The organism is Staphylococcus sp. GDB9P120P (assembly GCF_017893435.1).
Lineage (GTDB): Bacteria > Bacillota > Bacilli > Staphylococcales > Staphylococcaceae > Staphylococcus > Staphylococcus cohnii.
The window spans coordinates 71,839-89,937 of sequence record NZ_JAESNB010000008.1 but is presented as its reverse complement, the minus strand read 5'-3'; the positions used below and the strand labels follow the sequence as shown (position 1 = coordinate 89,937).

The following is an 18,099-nucleotide window of genomic DNA, read 5'->3' as shown; positions in this document are numbered from 1 at the left end:
ACATTAATACATTTGATTTACTTTATTTTTATAAAGAAGCTAAAAATTCATCTATCTGTTCAATGGATTTACGTTCTTTGCCAATATAACTTCCAATTTGTTGTCCATTACTAAATACTAAAAAACTAGGAATGCCCATAATACCATGTTCAATACAAATATCTATAAATTTATCTCTATCCACTGATATGAATTTATAATTTGTATACTTCGCTTCAAGTTGTGGTAGGTCTGGTTCAATTACTTTACAATCCGGACACCAATCAGCAGTAAATAAAAATACTGTGTGTCCTTTTTTTAATTCTAAAAATTGTTGTTCATTTTCTAATTGTTCCATCTAATCACTCCAAAACGTTATTTATACTGTAAAGTATTTATTACTTCATTATCTAAATTTTTAACTGATTGTAATATTAGGCTTCTTGCAGCATCATAATCGCGAAAATCAAATACTGCATTTGTACTGTGAATATAGCGTGCACAAACACCAATAACCGCGGTTGGTATACCTATGTTTGCTTTGTGAATTTCTCCTCCATCTGTACCACCTGGAGACATATAATATTGATGTGGAATTTTAAATTTGTTTGCTAAATCTAACAGAAAATCTCTAAACGTTGGTTTTAATATCATTGTTCCATCTTTTATACGAATTAAAGTCCCTTTTCCCAGTTCACCGGAAAGATTTTGCTTTCCTTTCATATCATTTGCTGGTGAACAATCTACTATAAAAGCAACATCTGGATCAATTAATTCAGCAGAGGCTTTTGCACCTCTTAAACCAACCTCTTCTTGGACATTTGCTCCGACATATAAATCAAAATCTAACTCTACATCTTTTAATAATTCTAATAATTCTATGCCTATTAAACAACCATAGCGATTATCCCACGCTTTACTAGCAAACCTATGCTCTGATAATTGTGTGAATGGTGTGTCTGGAACTATAGTATCACCTATTTGAATGCCTCGATTTATGACATCTTGTTCGTTTTCACAACCTATATCTAATAATAAGTCTTCAATTTTTGGTGCGCCTTCGTTACCTGTTCTAAAATGTTTCGGTATATTTGCAACGACCCCGACAATTTCTTCGTTGTTTCTTGATTTTACCTTTAACCTTTGGCCTTGCCAAATATCAGTTGCTACTCCACCTAAATTAGTGAATTGTAAAAGCCCATTATCTGTGATGTTCGTTATTAAAAAACCTACTTCATCCATATGAGCGGCAACCATTATTCTTTTAGGATCTTTAGATTTAGATCGTTTAACCCCATAAAAACCACCCATACGATTATAAACAAAGTCATCTACATAGGGTGACATCTCATCTTTCAAATATGCTTTAACGTCATCTTCAAATCCTGGCGCGCCATGTAATTCTGTTAATATTTTCATTCTTGATAATGTTTTACTTTTGTCTATACTCAATGTCTTTCACTCCTTAATATTTATTATATCATCTTCATTATGGTAAACTATAAATATGAATTTATTGGGGGTAGATTGTAATATGTTGAATAAAAAAAGTTGGTTCTTCATCGGCTTAATCTTAATAACAACTATTGTTGGATCAATTTATTTTTATACTCGCCAAAAGCAACTACAAAATCGTAATCCTGAAACTATTATTTCAGATGTAAAAACTTATTTTATGAATGTTGTAGGTTCTTACATATTAAACGAAACGATAATGTATCAAAATGCTGGCGATCAATTAGAAGTCTTTCAAGGTGGTATCACTACCCTTCATAATGGCAAACGCACTTATTATGATTTTTATGCTAATGCTAAAACCGGTGAAGTGATAAACATCGTTGAATGCAAATGATAAATGGTTAAAGTTATGAACATGTTTGTATCATGTAGTCAACGATTATCGACTACATTGAAAGAAATAAACTATATCACTGCTCAAGCCAAGAAGACATAGATTGTATTTCTTGTTAAAGATATAGTGCTATTTCAAATGTTCAAAACTTTAACCTTTTACTTTATTCTCTTGTAATATAATGTTCGATTTCAGAGAGTTCTTTTTGGTTAAATTTTACAGCAAAGTAATTCACATCATGATAATATAAGAACCAGTAATTTTCTAAAATAAATCTAGGTATCATACGTTCTTTTTCTCTTATTGACTGCATTGGATAATCATCGTAGGCAGTAACCCATAGCGGGTTTTTGTGAGCGACTGTGGGAAAAATATCTCCCATATGCACTGCTTTTTCTCCTTCACTTTCAATTGTAATAATTGAATGACCGTAACTATGACCTCCAGTATGGTACATATTAATCCCCTTGACTATTTCAATTTCATTTTCAAATAACAATAAATTATTGGAGAAATCACCATTATTTTTCTGCCAATACGTTGATTTACTACGTATATTAGGACTAATAAACTCATGCCATTCATCTTGTTGAATAATATGAATCGCATTTTTAAAAACCGCACGTCCTTCACTATCAGTTAATCCTGACGCATGGTCAAAATGTAGATGTGACATTAGTACATAATCAATATCATTCGTCGTCAAATTAAATAATTTTAACTCTTCTTCTATGTTACTTTCATAATGCACACCAAATATTTTACGCTCTTTTTCCGTAAGCTTTTGATTACCTATACCAGTATCAATGATGAAGTTAAATTCTTCCGTTTGTATTAATATTGGATGTGTGGGTAATGGAATCCGATTGTCCTCACTCAGTTCATACTTTTTTGTCCATAAAACTTTGGGTACTACACCAAACATCGCTCCCCCATCAATGTTCGTAATACCACCATTAAGGTAATGTATCTTGAAATTTCCTAATTTCATAACCAATCCCCATTTCTTAATTTAATTACTAATCACTTAATATAGTAATATAATACTTGTTACACGTAAAATAACGAAATTTGTTAGTCCTCCTGCTATTGTCATTTCATTGCGATTTTGTAACATATTGACGTTCATGCATTCGTATGTGTGAAAGACTACAGGCTCGAGCCATATCCCCAGGCAAGCACGTACGGTCAAAATCACAAGATCGTTAATATAAAAAAGGACTAATCCGTCTTTCTTATGGATTAGCCCTTTATTTTGAACATGAGCGTTATAACTGAGTCATAACAAATATTTAATTATTATGGAATTTGGCTTCCATTCTATAAATTCTTGAACCTCTGTCAGAAAACTTTCGCTCATATTCTGTTTCAATATTATTCTCTTTTTCTTCTTGATGTAAATTTAAATTTATTTTTGTAAAATACATACCAAATTGGGACATACTTTCTAAGCTATAAGCAAATAATCCTCTATTATCTGTTTTAAAATGAATTTCTCCATCTGTTTTTAACACTTGTTTATACAAGGATAAAAACGTGTGATACGTTAATCTACGCTTAGTATGTCTTTTTTTCGGCCAAGGGTCAGAAAAATTTAAATAAATACGTGAAATTTCTCCATCTTTAAAGTATTCATTGAGTTCTATCGCATCATTACATATCAATTTAATATTTGTTAGATTTTGCTCTCTCACTTTATCTAACACTTTGACCATAACATTTTTTTCACGTTCCATAGATATAAAATTAATTTCAGGTCTTTGTGCAGCAAGTGTTGTTATAAATTGTCCCATGCCAGAACCAATTTCAATATAAATTGGTTGATCTTTATCAAACCATTCACTAATATGTCCCGCATGACTGCCATCCGTGTCTACAATATCAGGATGCGATTTTAAATAATCTTCAGCCCATGGCTTGTAACGCATTCTCATTTTCTTGATAACTCCTTATATAAATGCATTGTTATTCATTACTTCATTTAAGAACTTCAGCCACATATTCATATCTTTATAGCGTTTTTGTTCTTCATACCACTGTACCATTCCAATAGACTGGACAGCAGTATACCACTTCATCCTCTTTTGCAAGTCTATAGAATCTTTCGTACCGTAATCATTTAACCACTGAGGCCATTTATTTTCAGGAACGTAATTGTATAGCAGCATGCCTAAATCAATTGCTGGATCCGCAATCATTGCACCTTCCCAATCCACTAAAAATAATTCATCGTGGTCAGACAACAACCAATTATTGTGATTGACATCTCCATGGACAACTGTAAAAAATCTAGGGTCAAGACTTGGCATATGATCTTCTAAATAAGTTAGTGCTTTTCGCACTACATGATGCGTTAACACTTCTCTAGATAATGAGGCATTTATTTTATTTAACAAAATATCAGGCGTAATAGGATACATTTCCATACGTTTCAACATATTCAAAAGTGTTTTTGAACTATGTATTTTTTTCAATAAATTAGCCACTCGTTGTTCATACATCTCATTGAAAGTTAGCTCTCTGCCATTTTTCCAATGTTGCGCTGTTACGACTTCCCCAGTCTCTATTCGTTTCGTCCATACAAGCTTAGGTACAATACCTTCAGCAGACAAGGCTGCAATAAATGGGTTTGAATTTCGTTTTAAAAACAATTTCTGCCCATCTTGTTCAGCCATATATGCTTCTCCAGATGCACCACCTGCTGAATCAAGTGTCCATCCTAATTGATAAAACTGCTCCAACACGTTCACCTCACTTTCAATTAGAAAATGGCTCAAGAAAACAGATTTCGAGAGCCAAATATAATCATTTTCTAATACACTTATAAACTTTAAACTCTATATCACAGTCATTTAATTATGACTATCATTTTGTCCCATAGAATCAAGTTTTCATATTTAAATATGAAATACTGTATCGAGATTAATAATAACTTTAACATCATATCATACATGATCTCGTAACAGTATTTTTTTGAAAAATTCCTTTAGTTTTTTATGAAATTTCAAGTCTCAATTTCAAGTCTCATAGAAGATTTTATAATGTTTAGAGATTTATTTCAACCAATAATGAGAAACAAAAAGTCACATTTTACTACAGTATTTTTCTGTAATTTTTTAAATCGGCTCAGTTAGCATTATAACATAATTTAGCTTTTATAGATGTTACATTTTATTTCCTTTTATGGAAAATATTAACTATCTGTGTCAATGTAACTATTAAATCCTTCTTGTAATGATTTCGTTACTGGACCGACTGCTCCGTCTCCTACTTGTTCGCCATCTAATTTAACGACTGGCATCACTTCAATAGAAGTACTAGACACAATAATTTCATCCGCGTTTCTTAAAAAGTCTACAGTAAATGTACCTTCATTAAATGGTATACCTTTTTCTTCGGCAATATCTTTTATAACCATTCGCGTAATACCATTCAATATATAATTGTTTACTGGATGTGTATAGATTTCGCCTGCTTTAATAGCATATACATTGCTTGATGATCCCTCAGTAACAATGTCACCTCTGTGTTGAATAGCTTCTTGCGCATTATATTTTACTGCACGCTCTTTAGCCAATACATTTCCAAGTAAATTCAAGCTTTTAATATCACATCTTAACCAACGAATATCCTCAGTTGTTATCGCATTAATACCTTCTTCTAATAACTTGTATGGACGTTCATAAGTTTTGGTAAATGCCATCACATTAGCTTCTACTGATGGTGTTGGAAAAGCATGGTCACGAGGTGCTGCTCCACGCGTAACTTGAATATAAACGCCGCCATTAACAACGCCATTCGCTGCTAATAATTCTTGAATTAATTCAGTAAGTTCATCCACATTGTATTTCAATTCTAAACCTATTTCTTTAGCACTTCTTATAAGCCTTTCAAAATGGGGTTTAGCAGTAAAAATATTATTATTATATGTTCTAATATATTCATATATCCCGTCACCAAATACGTAACCTCGATCATTGTATGGTACTTTTGCATCTTGTTCATCTACTAAATGTTCATTAATAAGTACTTTTGTCATCATCATTCCTCCACGCATAGTGCATATAAAGCTTCTAAATAAATACTAGTTGCATTAAATAATTGCTTTTTCGTAATATACTCATTTTTTTGATGCATTAAATCTTCGGAGTCATTAAACATAGCTCCAAAGGCAACACCTTTATCTAAATTACGTGCGTATGTTCCACCACCTATTGTGTAAGGTTCGGTTTGGTCACCAGTTTGATTACGATATGCTGTCACTAACGTTTGCACGAAAGGATCATTTTTATCCACATAGTGAGGTGTTTGGTTTTTACCTAATTCAATAGAAAATCCAAGTTGTTGAATCTCACCTTTAAAACGAGTCATGGCTTCTTCAAATTCAAAACCTTGCGGATATCTTAAGTTAATACCAAATCGGCCACCATTTTGATTATCGTATGAAATGATACCAATATTTGTAGTTACATCTCCCATGACATCTGTATGGAATTTCATCCCCATTTTTTCACCGAAATGAGAGTTGAATAAATACTGTTCACTAAATTGAGTGAAATTTTCAGCAGTTTTATCTAAATTTAATTTGGCTAAGAAATTCAATAAGTATAACCCTGCATTCACACCAATAGATGGATCCATACCATGTACAGCTTTACCATAAACCTTAAGTACTAATACACCGCTATCAACGATACTTTCACCATCAATATTATTATCAGATAAAAACTGTTCAAATTTTTGAATGACGTCAGTCATGTTTTCTTTAACTGCAAGTTTAGCAATTGCTTCATCAGGCACCATGTTATAGCGCTGACCGGATGCAAAAGAAATAAGTTCGTATTCTGGCTCATCTTTATCCTCTGCTTTGTCATTTTGAACCACATCAAATGTACTTATACCTTTTTCACCATGTATTGCTGGGAATTCAGCATCAGGTGCAAAGCCTAAAGTTGGCATTTCTTCAGTTTTAAAATAACGCTCTGTACATTGCCAATCTGACTCTTCATCAGTGCCTATAATGATATGTATACGTTTTTTCCAATTGACCTTCATATCGTTCAATATTTTCACTGCATAATATGCTGCTATTGTTGGCCCTTTATCATCAAGGGTACCTCTTGCAATAATCTTATCTTCAGTTACAACAGGATCGAAAGGATTAGAATCCCAACCATCGCCAGCCGGCACTACATCAACATGACATAAAATTCCCATAACATCTTCGCCTTCACCAGCTTCAATACGTCCTGCAATATGTTCAACATCATGCGTGTTAAATCCATCACGTTCAGCAATACCATACATATAATCTAATGCCTTACGTGGTCCAGGTCCAACCGGATTTTCTGAAGAAATTTTATTATCGTCTCTCACACTTTCAATAGATAATAAGCCATTTAAATCGTTTATAATATCTGTTTCGTATTCTTTCACTTTATCTTTCCACATTTAGCATCAACTTCCTTTTTAATACTTATATATTTAATATTTTACATGAAGTAGTACAGAAACTACAGTGAGATGTGATTATTATTTTAAAAAAATTCACTGTATAATTAATTGAAAAACAGATTGAAGCCTTTCACATACATGTCTTTCAAAATCTGTATTAATATAAAAAAACCTAGTTCAAAACTATGAACTAGGTTAAAAAACTAAATTAATAATTGCTTATTTGTTTTTATTGTTTTTGAGTTCTTCTTCAGTAACGACGCGAAGATTATTTGAAGGATCAGCTGCACCTTCATCAGTAAATCTCGCTTCTTCAACATGTTCTTCTTCTTCAGATTCGCCTTTAAAACGATCTTTTTGTTCGTTAATGAAACCTTTAGGATCTTGTTTTACTTTTGAAGCATAACCTTTAGGGTCTTGTTTTACTTCATTATAAGTTTCATTGGCTTTTGAACTGATTTGACTAGCGATGTCTTTTGCGTTTTGCTTATAGGACTCAGGATTTGATTTATATTTACTATATTCATCCTTTAATTTATCTCTATTCTCTTTTTTAGAAAGAACAACTGCAGCAGCTGCGCCTCCAACACCTATAATTGCTTTTAATAATTTTGACATAATAACACCTCTTTATTATTTTAATCCTAATTGTTTAAAATCTATTTGAGTTAAGTGGCGATATTCACCCGGTTCTAAAGATTCATCCAGTTTTAGTTCACCAATGCTAATACGTTTCAATTCCAGAACTTCATTATCTATAGCATGAAACATACGCTTAACTTGATGATATCTTCCTTCATAAATTGTGACAAATGATTTATATGCCTCATCACTTTTTACTAAAGTTGCAGGCTTCGCCAAACCCTCATTCAATTCAATACCCATTTTAAATGATTTTATATCATTATTTGTAATATTTTTTTTAGAAATTACCTCATATGTTTTAGAAACATGCTTAGCAGGGCTCATTAGTTCATGATTAAAAGTTCCATCATTCGTAATTAATAACAAACCCTCAGTGTCTTTATCTAATCGCCCCACTGGAAAAACTTCTAAAAACCGATATGGTTCAACCAAGTCTACAACTGTTTGATGTTGGTCATCCTCTGTTGCAGATACATAGCCTTTAGGCTTATTTAACATTAGATAGACTTTATCTATATAATGAATCGTTTCATTGTTTTTTTGAACTACATCATTTTCTGGGTCTATTTGCTTTTTAGGAGATTTTTCTATTTTATTATTAACTGTAATCGTACCTTTTTTCAATAACTGTTTAACTTCTGTACGCGTTCCGACACCCATATTAGCTAAAAATTTATCTAATCTCATTTTATAAGACCTAATTTACGTCTAAGTTTATTTGGAATATCTCCTAAAAATTGATCGGCCAGTTTTGTCTTCATCGTAATTCCACCGTAAACAATCATACCTATAATGACACTAATAATTAAAATTGCTAAAGCGCCAAATTTAGTTTGTGGTGAAATAACCATTTGTAATAAAAATGATGATAATTCAACTACGACCATCATTAAGAAGCCGTATAAGAAAATTTTACCAAAATGTAGCCATGTTTCTGAGAAATCAAAATTAGCATATTTTTTAAGTATATAAAAATTACAGATAACAGCAAATAGCAATGCTATTGCCGTACTTAAAATTGCTCCGGCAGTATGGAAAGCCATAATCAATGGCGTGTTTAGTATTACTTTTAATACTACTGCCGCTAAAATTACAAACACTGTTAATTTTTGTTTATCAATGCCTTGTAGCATAGATGCTGTCACACTCAATAATCCTATTAAAATTGCCACAGGTGCATAATAAAATAACAATTGACTACCATCGACATTGTAACTATAAAAGACAGTATATAATGGTAAAGCTAAGGCCATAATACCCAGACTTGCTGGGACTGTAATATACATTAGAACCCCTAAAGATGTTCTGATTTGTCTGTGCATTTCTTTTAATTCACCCGATTCATACGTCTTAGTGATAAATGGGATTAAACTCACTGCAAAACCAGCAGATAAAGACGTTGGAATCATCACTATTTTATTTGTCGTCATGTTTAAAATGGTAAAGAAATAGTCATGTAAACGGCTTGGTACACCAGCCAAATCTAAGGCACCGTTATGTGTAAACTGATCTACTAGATTAAACAGTGGGAAATTCAAACTAACAATTACAAATGGGATACTATAAGAAATAATTTCTTTATACATTTTTCCATAGGAAACTGTGATATCTGAAGTATCCGTTGCTACCATTTTTTCAATGTTAGGTTTTCTCTTTCTCCAGTAATACCATAATGTAAATATCCCTGCTATCGCACCTATTGCAGCAGCAAATGTTGCTATACCGTTGGCTTGTAGCACACTTCCACCAAAGACATTAAGTACTAAATAACTTCCTACTAAAATAAATAATATACGTGCGATTTGTTCTATGACTTCTGAGACCGCAGTTGGCCCCATTGATTTATAACCTTGGAACACACCACGCCACGTAGCAAGTAATGGTATGAATATGACCACCATACTGATTATTCTAATAATCCATGTAATATCAGCTACTGACCAACCACCTTTAGTACCAGATTCATGTGCTAAAGTAATTGTGGCGATACTTGGTGCTAATAAATATAAAATGAAAAATCCAATAAATCCTGTTATAGTCATAACTATAAAGCTAGATTTATATAACTTTTCACTTACTTTATAAGCGCCTAAAGCATTATATTTAGACACATATTTAGACGCCGCTAATGGCACACCAGCAGTTGCGACTGCAATGGCAATATTATACGGCGTATATGCATAGTTAAAAGGTGCCAATTTTTCTTCTCCACCAATAATGGAGTAAAAAGGAATAATATATATAACACCCAAGACTTTAGTAATCAATATACTAAGGGTGATTAAAAAGGTACCCCTAACTAATTCTTTACTTTCACTCATTCAGATCTTCCTATCTCAAATTAAATTTTTACAATCATAACTTTAATCATAACGTTATAAACACTTTTTTTCAAAACTATATTACTATAAACTATAAAATAACACTATTTAGTAAAGTGAGGCAATCAAATGTACCAAACAATTATTATTGGCGGTGGCCCTAGCGGTTTAATGGCGGCTGCTGCCGCAAGTCAACATAGCGATAAAGTCCTTCTCATAGAAAAGAAAAAAGGACTCGGTCGCAAATTAAAAATCTCTGGTGGCGGACGTTGCAACGTCACAAACCGTTTACCATATGAAGAGATAATTAAAAATATACCAGGAAATGGAAAATTTTTATATAGTCCTTTTTCCGTATTTGATAATGAATCTATTATTCGCTTTTTTGAATCACGTGGTGTTGCACTTAAAGAAGAAGACCATGGACGTATGTTTCCTGTTTCTAATAAAGCACAGGATGTTGTAGATGCATTAATTCGTACAATTGATAAGAATAATGTAACTGTAAAACAAGAAACTTCAGTGCATGCTATTGAACATACACCACAACAGACTTTCAAAGTATTTTTAGATAATCAACAAACTGTTGAAGGTCATAGTTTGATTATCGCTACAGGTGGTACGAGTGTGCCAAAGACTGGATCAACTGGTGATGGTTACAAATTTGCTGAACACTTGGGACATACAATTACAGAACTTTTCCCGACTGAAGTACCAATTACGTCATCCGAACCTTTTATAAATAATAAAAGGTTAAAAGGATTGAGCTTAAAAAATGTTGCACTATCTGTATTAAAGAAAAATGGTAAAAAACGTGTTACACATCAAATGGATATGATATTCACTCATTTCGGAATCAGTGGCCCTGCCGCTTTAAGATGTAGCCAATTTGTATATAAGGAACAAAAAAATCAAAAACGCCAAGATATTGATATGCAATTAGACGCTTTTCCAGAACTAAGCTTTACACAATTAGAAGATAAAGTAAGTGAATTATTAAAGAATACACCAGATAAATATGTAAAAAATAGCTTACATGGTTTAATCGAAGAACGTTATTTATTATATATGTTAGAATTAGCAAATATTTCAGAAACATTAACAGCACATCATATGTCTAATGAACAATTTAATAAATTGATTACTTTATTTAAAGGCTTTACGTTTACAGTTAATGGAACTTTATCAATTGAAAAAGCTTTCGTAACTGGAGGAGGCGTTTCTCTTAAAGAAATCGAACCCAAAACGATGATGTCAAAATTAACTCCGGGATTATTTATGTGTGGCGAACTGCTAGATATCCATGGTTATACTGGTGGCTATAATATTACCAGTGCTTTAGTTACAGGTCATATATCAGGAACAAATGCAAGTAAATTTCAACGTTAAACATATCAATTTATATAATTTGTCACCTATTAGTTCCACTACTTACGTTTAAAACAAATTCACTATTTATCAATTTTAATGATTGATACTTTCTATGCGAGTGACACACGTAATGTTATAATATTTAAGTCGCCTACTCTCAGGCGTCAATAGACGTAGGGAGGAGGTGTATTTTGTGATTGATATCTTTGTTCATATTATGACTACTGTCATCAGTGGTTGTATCGTTACGTTATTTGCGTACTGGCTGCGCAATCGTAATGACAAGTAAAATAGGCGACACTTAGCTAACACCAAAAAACCCCCTCACTACTCGCAATAGTGAGGGGGTTTGGTGTATCTGTATTGATATCTTTGTTAAACGTATTATAACACTATATTTGCATAAAATGCAAAATCATCGGCTTATTTTCACTCTGTCTAAAGATTAAATACTTTTAATTTCTAAACCTTCATCTCCCCATGCATCCATGCCACCTTCAACATTGACTGCATGAACGCCATTACGTTCTAAATACTGAACGACTTGTGCACTTCTGCCACCAACTTTACAAATAATATAATACGTATCTTCTGAGTTGAAGTGATTTAAATTATCAGGAATTTTATCCATAGGTATCGTTTCCGCTTCTGGTATCACGCCCATTGCTGTTTCTTCATCGGTTCTCACATCTACGATATGAATAGGATTAGAATTTAAAATTTTTGATTTCAATTCATCTATAGTAATAGTTTCCATAATATAAACGCCCCTTTTGTGTTATTTGGCAACAATATTAACAAGTTTTTGAGGTACCGCAATCACTTTTTTAATATCTTTGCCTTCTATTTCAGCTTTAATATTTTCATTACCTAATGCTGCTGTTTCCATTTCTTCTTTTGAAATATCCTTAGAAACATTGATTTTGGCACGAACTTTGCCATTTACTTGAACGACAATTTCCACTTCATCATCGACTAATAATGTTTCATCATATGATGGCCAAGGTTGATAAGTAATTGTCTCTTCATGTCCTAAGCGCGCCCATAATTCTTCACCTATATGAGGTGCAATTGGCGCTAACATTTTAATAAACCCTTCAATATATGGTTTATAAATCTCATCAACTTTATAACAATCATTAATGAAGACCATCAATTGACTAATTGCCGTATTGAAGTTTAATGTTTCAAAGTCTTCCGAAACTTTTTTCACAGTTTGGTGGTAACTTTTATCTAAAGCTTTATTATTAGTATTGACTACTTTATCTGTGATTAAACCGTCTTCTGTAATTAAAAGTCTCCAAATTCTATCTAAGAAACGTCTTGAACCATCTAATCCTTTATCACTCCAAGCAATTGCAGCATCTAGAGGACCCATGAACATTTCATATAGTCTTAAAGTGTCAGCACCATGCGATTTGATAATATCATCTGGATTGATAACATTACCTTTAGATTTACTCATTTTTTCATTACCTTCACCTAAAATCATACCTTGGTTAAATAATTTTTGGAATGGTTCTTTGGTAGGTACTACACCTAAATCATACAAGACTTTGTGCCAAAATCTAGCGTATAACAAGTGTAACACTGCATGTTCAACGCCACCAATATATAAATCTACAGGCAACCAATGTTTTAACCTTTCTGGGTCAGCTAACATCTGTTCATTATCTGGATCAATAAAGCGTAAATAATACCAACAACTGCCTGCCCATTGTGGCATTGTATTTGTTTCACGACGACCTTTCATTCCAGTTTCTTTATCCACGACATTAACAAATGCATCTATATTTGCTAATGGTGATTCACCTGTACCTGAAGGCTTAATTTCGTCAGTTTCCGGTAGAAGTAATGGTAATTCATCTTCGGGAACAGTCGTCATAGTCCCATCTTCCCAATGAATTACAGGAATAGGTTCACCCCAATAACGTTGACGACTAAATAACCAATCTCTCAGTTTATAATTAACTTTTCTAGTTCCAGCATTGTTTTGTTCTAATAATGTAATTGCTTTTTCAATCGCTTCATTATTATATAGACCATTTAACTCTCCTGAATTAATATGAGGTCCATCGCCGTCATAAGCTGCTTCAGATATGTCTCCACCTTCAATGATTTCTATAATTGGTAAATCAAAAGTTTTTGCAAATTCATAGTCTCTTTGGTCTCCACTAGGGACAGCCATAACTGCTCCTGTGCCATAAGAAGATAAGACATAATCTGCTATCCAAATTGGCGTTTTCTCACCAGATAAAGGATTAATTGCATACGCTCCAGTAAAAACTCCAGATTTTTCTTTAGCTAGTCCAGTACGTTCTAAATCTGATTTCATCGCCGCCTCTTGTTGGTATTTCTCAATACTTTCTTGATGTTCTGATGTAGTGATTTTGTTAACGAGTTCATGTTCAGGGCTCAACACTAGGAATGTAGTACCATAAATAGTATCAGGACGTGTTGTAAACACTTCTATTTGATCATTAATATCTTCTACATTAAATGTTATAGATGCACCTTCTGAACGTCCAATCCAATTTCGTTGCATATCTTTTAAAGATTCAGGCCAATCTAAGTCATCTAAATCTTCAAGTAATCTGTCAGCATATTCAGTAATTCTAAGTACCCATTGTTTCATCGGTCTTCTATAAACAGGGTGTCCGCCACGTTCAGAAACACCGTCGACAACTTCTTCATTTGACAATACAGTGCCTAAGGCAGGACACCAGTTCACTGCTACTTCATCTATATAAGCAAGCCCTTTATTATATAATTGGATAAATATCCATTGTGTCCATTTATAATATTCTGGGTCTGTTGTATTAACTTCTCGATCCCAATCATAACTAAATCCTAACTCTTTAATTTGACGTTTAAACGTTTGGATATTTTGTTTAGTGAATTCACGAGGATCATTCCCTGTATCTAGCGCATATTGTTCAGCTGGTAAACCAAATGCGTCCCAACCCATAGGATGTAATACATTATATCCTTGCATACGTTTGTATCTTGAAATAATATCAGTAGCTGTGTAACCCTCAGGGTGTCCTACATGTAATCCTGCTCCAGATGGATAAGGGAACATATCAAGTGCATAAAATTTTTTTTGGCCTAAATTATCTTCAGTTTTAAATGTTTTATAGTCTTCCCAATAATCCTGCCATTTTTTTTCAACTTCATTATGATTGTAATTCACTTCATTTCCTCCTGTTCAATAATAAAAAGACACCTCAAACTATTATATAATAGGGACGATTTTTCACCGCGGTACCACCCTGTTTCACTTAATGTGCACTCATTTTAATTAATAGTAAGAGATGTCATTCATTCATTTTAAGTCCTGGTAAGTTCACTAGATGCTTCACGCTAAGTTCCACCAACCTTAGCTCTCTGTGGAAAAGCTTTCAAGTTACTACTCCTATACTCTTCTTATGATATTTGAAAAAGCCCTTTATTTCAAGTATAAAGTTGATTTTCAAGCTTCATCTTAATGCATATATAAATTTATTAAAATAATACGTAAAAATATTGTTAATTCAATAAGCATCACTTGCTGAATTAACAATACTTGTCCTTTTTATCATATAACAACAATTATCTGGGTTTAAAAGTTAACTAAATCTACTATTGTTGACTACAATATTGCCACAATTTTATGCTAAATATCTTTTGGTAATTTGTGATCATAGAATGTTAAAAATACGAGTGATAAAACTAACAATGAAATCATGCTTAAAAACATAATTTGCATGTTAAACATATCAACAACTACGCCACCAATAAGTGGTCCGAATGCTTTACCTACTGTCGCTGCAGAATTTACATAACCTTGAAATGAACCTTCTTTCCCATTAGGCGCAAGTTGATTTGCGATAGTTGGAACAGCTGGCCAAACAAACATTTCTCCCAATGTTAATATAATCATACCTACCATAAATACAGAAAATTGTTCAGCAAAACTTGTGACAAAAAAAGATATGATAAAAATACCTATTCCAACATACATTTGATGTTTCAGATTACCTTTTAATAATCTGATTATCGGAATGATTAATGGTTGTGCTACTAATATCATGATACCATTGACAGTCCATAATAAACTGTATTGGCTCATAGAGATATTTAGCTCTTGTGTAAATGAAGCTATTGTACTTTCCCATTGAATATAAGCAATCCAGCAAATACTAAACATCACGCATAACAATGTTAATGCAATGAATTGAGGTCTATACGCTTTATCTAATAAACTCATGGCATCATTTGATTTTACTTTAACGTCCAATTTAATATTAAATTGACTAATTGCAACTATGCCAAATGCAATATACATGAGCAAATTAGCAATAAATATATAATTAAAACTTAATTCCGCCACAAAACCGCCAGAAGCTGCGCCAATCGCCACCCCTAGATTTTGAGCTAAATATATCGCATTAAAAGTTTGTCTACCACCTTGCGGCCAAATTGCACCGGCTAGTGCGTAAATTGCTGGTACAATCATGCCACCACCAAAGCCAAGACAAACCAACCAAACTGCATACCATGGCCATCCGTGAAAAAAATTTAACAAGGTAGTACTACTTAAGCAGATCACTGTACCAATCATAATTGTTCGATAGCCACCCAATTTATCAAATAGATTACCACCTAGTAAATTCCCTATGACCATGCCAAATGAATTAATCATCAAAACTAACCCGGCCATAGTTAAACTTTTATCTAATTCTTCATTCATATATATTGTATTTAATGGCCATAAAAAACTTGAGCCTGTGATATTTAATGCCATACCAATAACCAACCACCACACTGATTTTGGCATATTCATAACCATAAGCTCCCTTCTTTTTTTAAATTTCTGTTTTTACTCTAAACACTATATCATTAAAATATGTTAAAATCTTTAACTAGAATGAATTTAGAAAGGAAAATGTTATATGGGACAATTCTTCCCTTACGCATTCGAGAATAAACGATATCATACTTGGAATTATCATTTAAAAAATAAATTTGGACAAAAAATCTTTAAAGTTGCAATTGACGGAGGATTTGATTGTCCAAATAGAGATGGCACGGTTGCACATGGTGGCTGTACATTTTGTTCTGCAGCAGGAAGTGGAGATTTTGCAGGAAATCGTGTAGATCCGATAGATGTTCAATTTCAACAAATCAAAGATAGAATGCATGAAAAATGGCATGAAGGTCAGTATATTGCTTATTTCCAAGCATTTACTAATACACATGCACCAGTAGAAGTATTAAGAGAAAAATACGAAACTGCATTAAAAGAACCCGGCGTTGTCGGATTATCTATTGGAACGCGGCCTGATTGCTTACCGGATGATGTTGTAGAATATTTAGCTGAATTAAATGAACGTACTTATTTATGGGTTGAATTAGGTCTACAGACAGTACACCAAAAAACTTCAGATTTGATCAATCGTGCACATGACATGAAAACGTATTATGAAGGAGTGGCCAAGCTACGAAAACATAATATAAATGTATGTACACATATTATTAATGGGCTTCCTGAAGAAGATTATGACATGATGATGGAAACAGCTAAAGAAGTAGCACAAATGGACGTCCAAGGTATTAAAATACACTTATTGCATCTCCTTAAAGGCACACCAATGGTAAAACAATACGAAAAAGGTATGCTAGAATTCATGTCACAAGATGATTATACAAATTTAGTTTGTGATCAGCTAGAAATTTTACCAAAAGAAATGATCGTTCATCGAATTACTGGTGATGGTCCGATTGACTTGATGGTTGGACCAATGTGGAGTGTCAACAAATGGGAAGTGCTTAACGAAATTGATGAGGAATTAGCACGAAGAAATTCTTATCAAGGAAAATACTATGAAACGACGGTTAAATCATGAAACTAGAACGTATTTTACCATTTTCCAAAACGCTACTACAGCAACACATCAACAAGGATAGTATTGTTATTGATGCCACATGTGGTAATGGTAATGATACCGAATTTCTAGCACAACAAGTACCAAATGGTAAAGTCTACGCTTTTGATATTCAAGAAATTGCAATTCAAAATACAAGCAAAAAGACAGACGCATTTAAAAATGTACGCTTAATTCAAGATAGTCATGCTAAAGTAAAGCAATATATACAAAGTAACGAAATTGGACAAATTGATGCAGCCATTTTTAATTTAGGGTATTTGCCTAAGGGTGACAAATCAATTGTAACAAACTCTAGTAGTACATTAGCAGCGATAGACGAAATATTTGATATATTAGCGACAGAAGGTATTATAGTACTAGTTATATATCATGGGCATGATGAAGGTAAAATCGAACGTGATGCATTATTAAATTATCTACAACATTTTGACCAAAACAAAGCGCACATATTACAATATCAATTTATTAACCAAAAAAACAATGCACCATTTATCTGTGCAATTGAAAAAAGATAATATATATAATAAAAATGCATCTCCTTTTAAGC

The 18,099-nt window shown here is 32.9% G+C and carries 18 protein-coding genes; 5 read left to right on the top strand and 13 right to left on the bottom strand.

Annotated features, from left to right (window positions below; all coding sequences use genetic code 11):
* Positions 1 to 28: 28 nt before the first annotated feature.
* Entirely contained in the window at positions 29 to 337 is a 309-nt protein-coding gene (locus KA856_RS05700) for a thioredoxin family protein (RefSeq protein ID WP_019467703.1), read from the bottom strand.
* A 17-nt stretch (positions 338 to 354) separates the two neighbouring features.
* A complete protein-coding gene (locus tag KA856_RS05695; RefSeq protein WP_394859703.1) occupies positions 355 to 1,398 on the bottom strand; it encodes a M42 family metallopeptidase in 1,044 nt (347 codons plus the stop codon).
* A gap of 115 nt (positions 1,399 to 1,513) precedes the next feature.
* Between KA856_RS05695 and KA856_RS05690 the strand changes: the two genes are divergently transcribed.
* Positions 1,514 to 1,831, top strand: coding sequence for a hypothetical protein (locus KA856_RS05690; protein WP_107385162.1), 318 nt, complete (start codon positions 1,514 to 1,516; stop codon positions 1,829 to 1,831).
* Positions 1,832 to 1,994: 163 nt separating this feature from the next.
* On the opposite strand, the gene KA856_RS05685 is transcribed toward KA856_RS05690, so the two are convergent.
* From KA856_RS05685 to KA856_RS05650, 8 genes are all read right to left on the bottom strand, one after another.
* The gene (locus tag KA856_RS05685) at positions 1,995 to 2,822 is read right to left on the bottom strand and encodes a YtnP family quorum-quenching lactonase (RefSeq protein ID WP_181187721.1); all 828 of its coding nucleotides are present in this window, start codon (positions 2,820 to 2,822) and stop codon (positions 1,995 to 1,997) included.
* A 301-nt stretch (positions 2,823 to 3,123) separates the two neighbouring features.
* Complete coding sequence (gene trmB / locus KA856_RS05680) at positions 3,124 to 3,765, bottom strand: tRNA (guanosine(46)-N7)-methyltransferase TrmB (protein ID WP_107385164.1); 642 nt, start codon at positions 3,763 to 3,765, stop codon at positions 3,124 to 3,126.
* Between the two features lie 15 nt (positions 3,766 to 3,780).
* On the bottom strand, positions 3,781 to 4,572 hold the full coding sequence (locus KA856_RS05675; RefSeq protein ID WP_182467376.1) for a phosphotransferase family protein: 792 nt from the start codon (positions 4,570 to 4,572) through the stop codon (positions 3,781 to 3,783).
* Positions 4,573 to 5,024: 452 nt separating this feature from the next.
* Positions 5,025 to 5,870 (bottom strand): D-amino-acid transaminase, encoded by an 846-nt coding sequence (gene dat, locus KA856_RS05670; protein WP_107504711.1) that lies wholly within the window; start codon positions 5,868 to 5,870, stop codon positions 5,025 to 5,027.
* A gap of 2 nt (positions 5,871 to 5,872) precedes the next feature.
* Positions 5,873 to 7,282: a dipeptidase PepV gene (gene pepV, locus KA856_RS05665; protein ID WP_107385166.1), complete on the bottom strand. Its 1,410-nt coding sequence runs from the start codon at positions 7,280 to 7,282 to the stop codon at positions 5,873 to 5,875.
* A 222-nt stretch (positions 7,283 to 7,504) separates the two neighbouring features.
* Positions 7,505 to 7,903 (bottom strand): YtxH domain-containing protein, encoded by a 399-nt coding sequence (locus KA856_RS05660; RefSeq protein ID WP_107385125.1) that lies wholly within the window; start codon positions 7,901 to 7,903, stop codon positions 7,505 to 7,507.
* A gap of 15 nt (positions 7,904 to 7,918) precedes the next feature.
* Positions 7,919 to 8,617 carry a pseudouridine synthase gene (locus KA856_RS05655; RefSeq protein WP_107385126.1) on the bottom strand — a complete coding sequence of 233 codons (699 nt, stop codon included), beginning with the start codon at positions 8,615 to 8,617 and terminating at the stop codon, positions 7,919 to 7,921.
* Positions 8,614 to 10,251 carry a putative polysaccharide biosynthesis protein gene (locus tag KA856_RS05650; protein WP_107385127.1) on the bottom strand — a complete coding sequence of 546 codons (1,638 nt, stop codon included), beginning with the start codon at positions 10,249 to 10,251 and terminating at the stop codon, positions 8,614 to 8,616. The genes KA856_RS05655 and KA856_RS05650 overlap by 4 nt, the downstream gene beginning before the upstream one ends.
* Before the next feature lie 129 nt (positions 10,252 to 10,380).
* On the opposite strand from KA856_RS05650, the gene KA856_RS05645 reads away from it, so the two are divergent.
* Entirely contained in the window at positions 10,381 to 11,640 is a 1,260-nt protein-coding gene (locus tag KA856_RS05645) for a BaiN/RdsA family NAD(P)/FAD-dependent oxidoreductase (RefSeq protein WP_107385128.1), read from the top strand.
* 175 nt (positions 11,641 to 11,815) lie between these two features.
* The gene (locus KA856_RS05640) at positions 11,816 to 11,911 is read left to right on the top strand and encodes a type I toxin-antitoxin system Fst family toxin (RefSeq protein WP_107385129.1); all 96 of its coding nucleotides are present in this window, start codon (positions 11,816 to 11,818) and stop codon (positions 11,909 to 11,911) included.
* A gap of 156 nt (positions 11,912 to 12,067) precedes the next feature.
* Here the strand turns inward: KA856_RS05640 and KA856_RS05635 are convergent, their stop codons facing one another.
* The 3 genes from KA856_RS05635 to KA856_RS05625 form a co-directional block, all read right to left on the bottom strand.
* Entirely contained in the window at positions 12,068 to 12,379 is a 312-nt protein-coding gene (locus KA856_RS05635; protein ID WP_019467829.1) for a rhodanese-like domain-containing protein, read from the bottom strand.
* A 21-nt stretch (positions 12,380 to 12,400) separates the two neighbouring features.
* Positions 12,401 to 14,815, bottom strand: coding sequence for a leucine--tRNA ligase (leuS, locus tag KA856_RS05630; protein WP_210138541.1), 2,415 nt, complete (start codon positions 14,813 to 14,815; stop codon positions 12,401 to 12,403).
* A gap of 462 nt (positions 14,816 to 15,277) precedes the next feature.
* Positions 15,278 to 16,447: an MDR family MFS transporter gene (locus tag KA856_RS05625; RefSeq protein WP_107505196.1), complete on the bottom strand. Its 1,170-nt coding sequence runs from the start codon at positions 16,445 to 16,447 to the stop codon at positions 15,278 to 15,280.
* A 109-nt stretch (positions 16,448 to 16,556) separates the two neighbouring features.
* Between KA856_RS05625 and mnmL the strand changes: the two genes are divergently transcribed.
* Together mnmL and mnmM are read left to right on the top strand one after the other, a co-directional pair.
* Positions 16,557 to 17,510 carry a tRNA modification radical SAM protein MnmL/YtqA gene (gene mnmL, locus KA856_RS05620; RefSeq protein WP_107384741.1) on the top strand — a complete coding sequence of 318 codons (954 nt, stop codon included), beginning with the start codon at positions 16,557 to 16,559 and terminating at the stop codon, positions 17,508 to 17,510.
* Positions 17,507 to 18,067 (top strand): tRNA 5-(aminomethyl)-2-thiouridylate-methyltransferase MnmM, encoded by a 561-nt coding sequence (gene mnmM / locus KA856_RS05615; RefSeq protein WP_107505197.1) that lies wholly within the window; start codon positions 17,507 to 17,509, stop codon positions 18,065 to 18,067. The genes mnmL and mnmM overlap by 4 nt, the downstream gene beginning before the upstream one ends.
* Positions 18,068 to 18,099: the final 32 nt, after the last annotated feature.

Excerpts from the sequence above, each read along its gene's own strand:
- KA856_RS05700 (WP_019467703.1), bottom strand. The coding sequence starts at position 337 with ATGGAACAATTAGAAAATGAACAACAATTTTTAGAATTAAAAAAAGGA.
- KA856_RS05695 (WP_394859703.1), bottom strand. The coding sequence starts at position 1,398 with ATGAAAATATTAACAGAATTACATGGCGCGCCAGGATTTGAAGATGAC.
- KA856_RS05690 (WP_107385162.1), top strand. The coding sequence starts at position 1,514 with ATGTTGAATAAAAAAAGTTGGTTCTTCATCGGCTTAATCTTAATAACA.
- KA856_RS05685 (WP_181187721.1), bottom strand. The coding sequence starts at position 2,822 with ATGAAATTAGGAAATTTCAAGATACATTACCTTAATGGTGGTATTACG.
- trmB (WP_107385164.1), bottom strand. The coding sequence starts at position 3,765 with ATGAGAATGCGTTACAAGCCATGGGCTGAAGATTATTTAAAATCGCAT.
- dat (WP_107504711.1), bottom strand. The coding sequence starts at position 5,870 with ATGACAAAAGTACTTATTAATGAACATTTAGTAGATGAACAAGATGCA.
- pepV (WP_107385166.1), bottom strand. The coding sequence starts at position 7,282 with ATGTGGAAAGATAAAGTGAAAGAATACGAAACAGATATTATAAACGAT.
- KA856_RS05660 (WP_107385125.1), bottom strand. The coding sequence starts at position 7,903 with ATGTCAAAATTATTAAAAGCAATTATAGGTGTTGGAGGCGCAGCTGCT.
- KA856_RS05655 (WP_107385126.1), bottom strand. The coding sequence starts at position 8,617 with ATGAGATTAGATAAATTTTTAGCTAATATGGGTGTCGGAACGCGTACA.
- KA856_RS05650 (WP_107385127.1), bottom strand. The coding sequence starts at position 10,251 with ATGAGTGAAAGTAAAGAATTAGTTAGGGGTACCTTTTTAATCACCCTT.
- KA856_RS05645 (WP_107385128.1), top strand. The coding sequence starts at position 10,381 with ATGTACCAAACAATTATTATTGGCGGTGGCCCTAGCGGTTTAATGGCG.
- KA856_RS05635 (WP_019467829.1), bottom strand. The coding sequence starts at position 12,379 with ATGGAAACTATTACTATAGATGAATTGAAATCAAAAATTTTAAATTCT.
- KA856_RS05625 (WP_107505196.1), bottom strand. The coding sequence starts at position 16,447 with ATGAATATGCCAAAATCAGTGTGGTGGTTGGTTATTGGTATGGCATTA.
- mnmL (WP_107384741.1), top strand. The coding sequence starts at position 16,557 with ATGGGACAATTCTTCCCTTACGCATTCGAGAATAAACGATATCATACT.
- mnmM (WP_107505197.1), top strand. The coding sequence starts at position 17,507 with ATGAAACTAGAACGTATTTTACCATTTTCCAAAACGCTACTACAGCAA.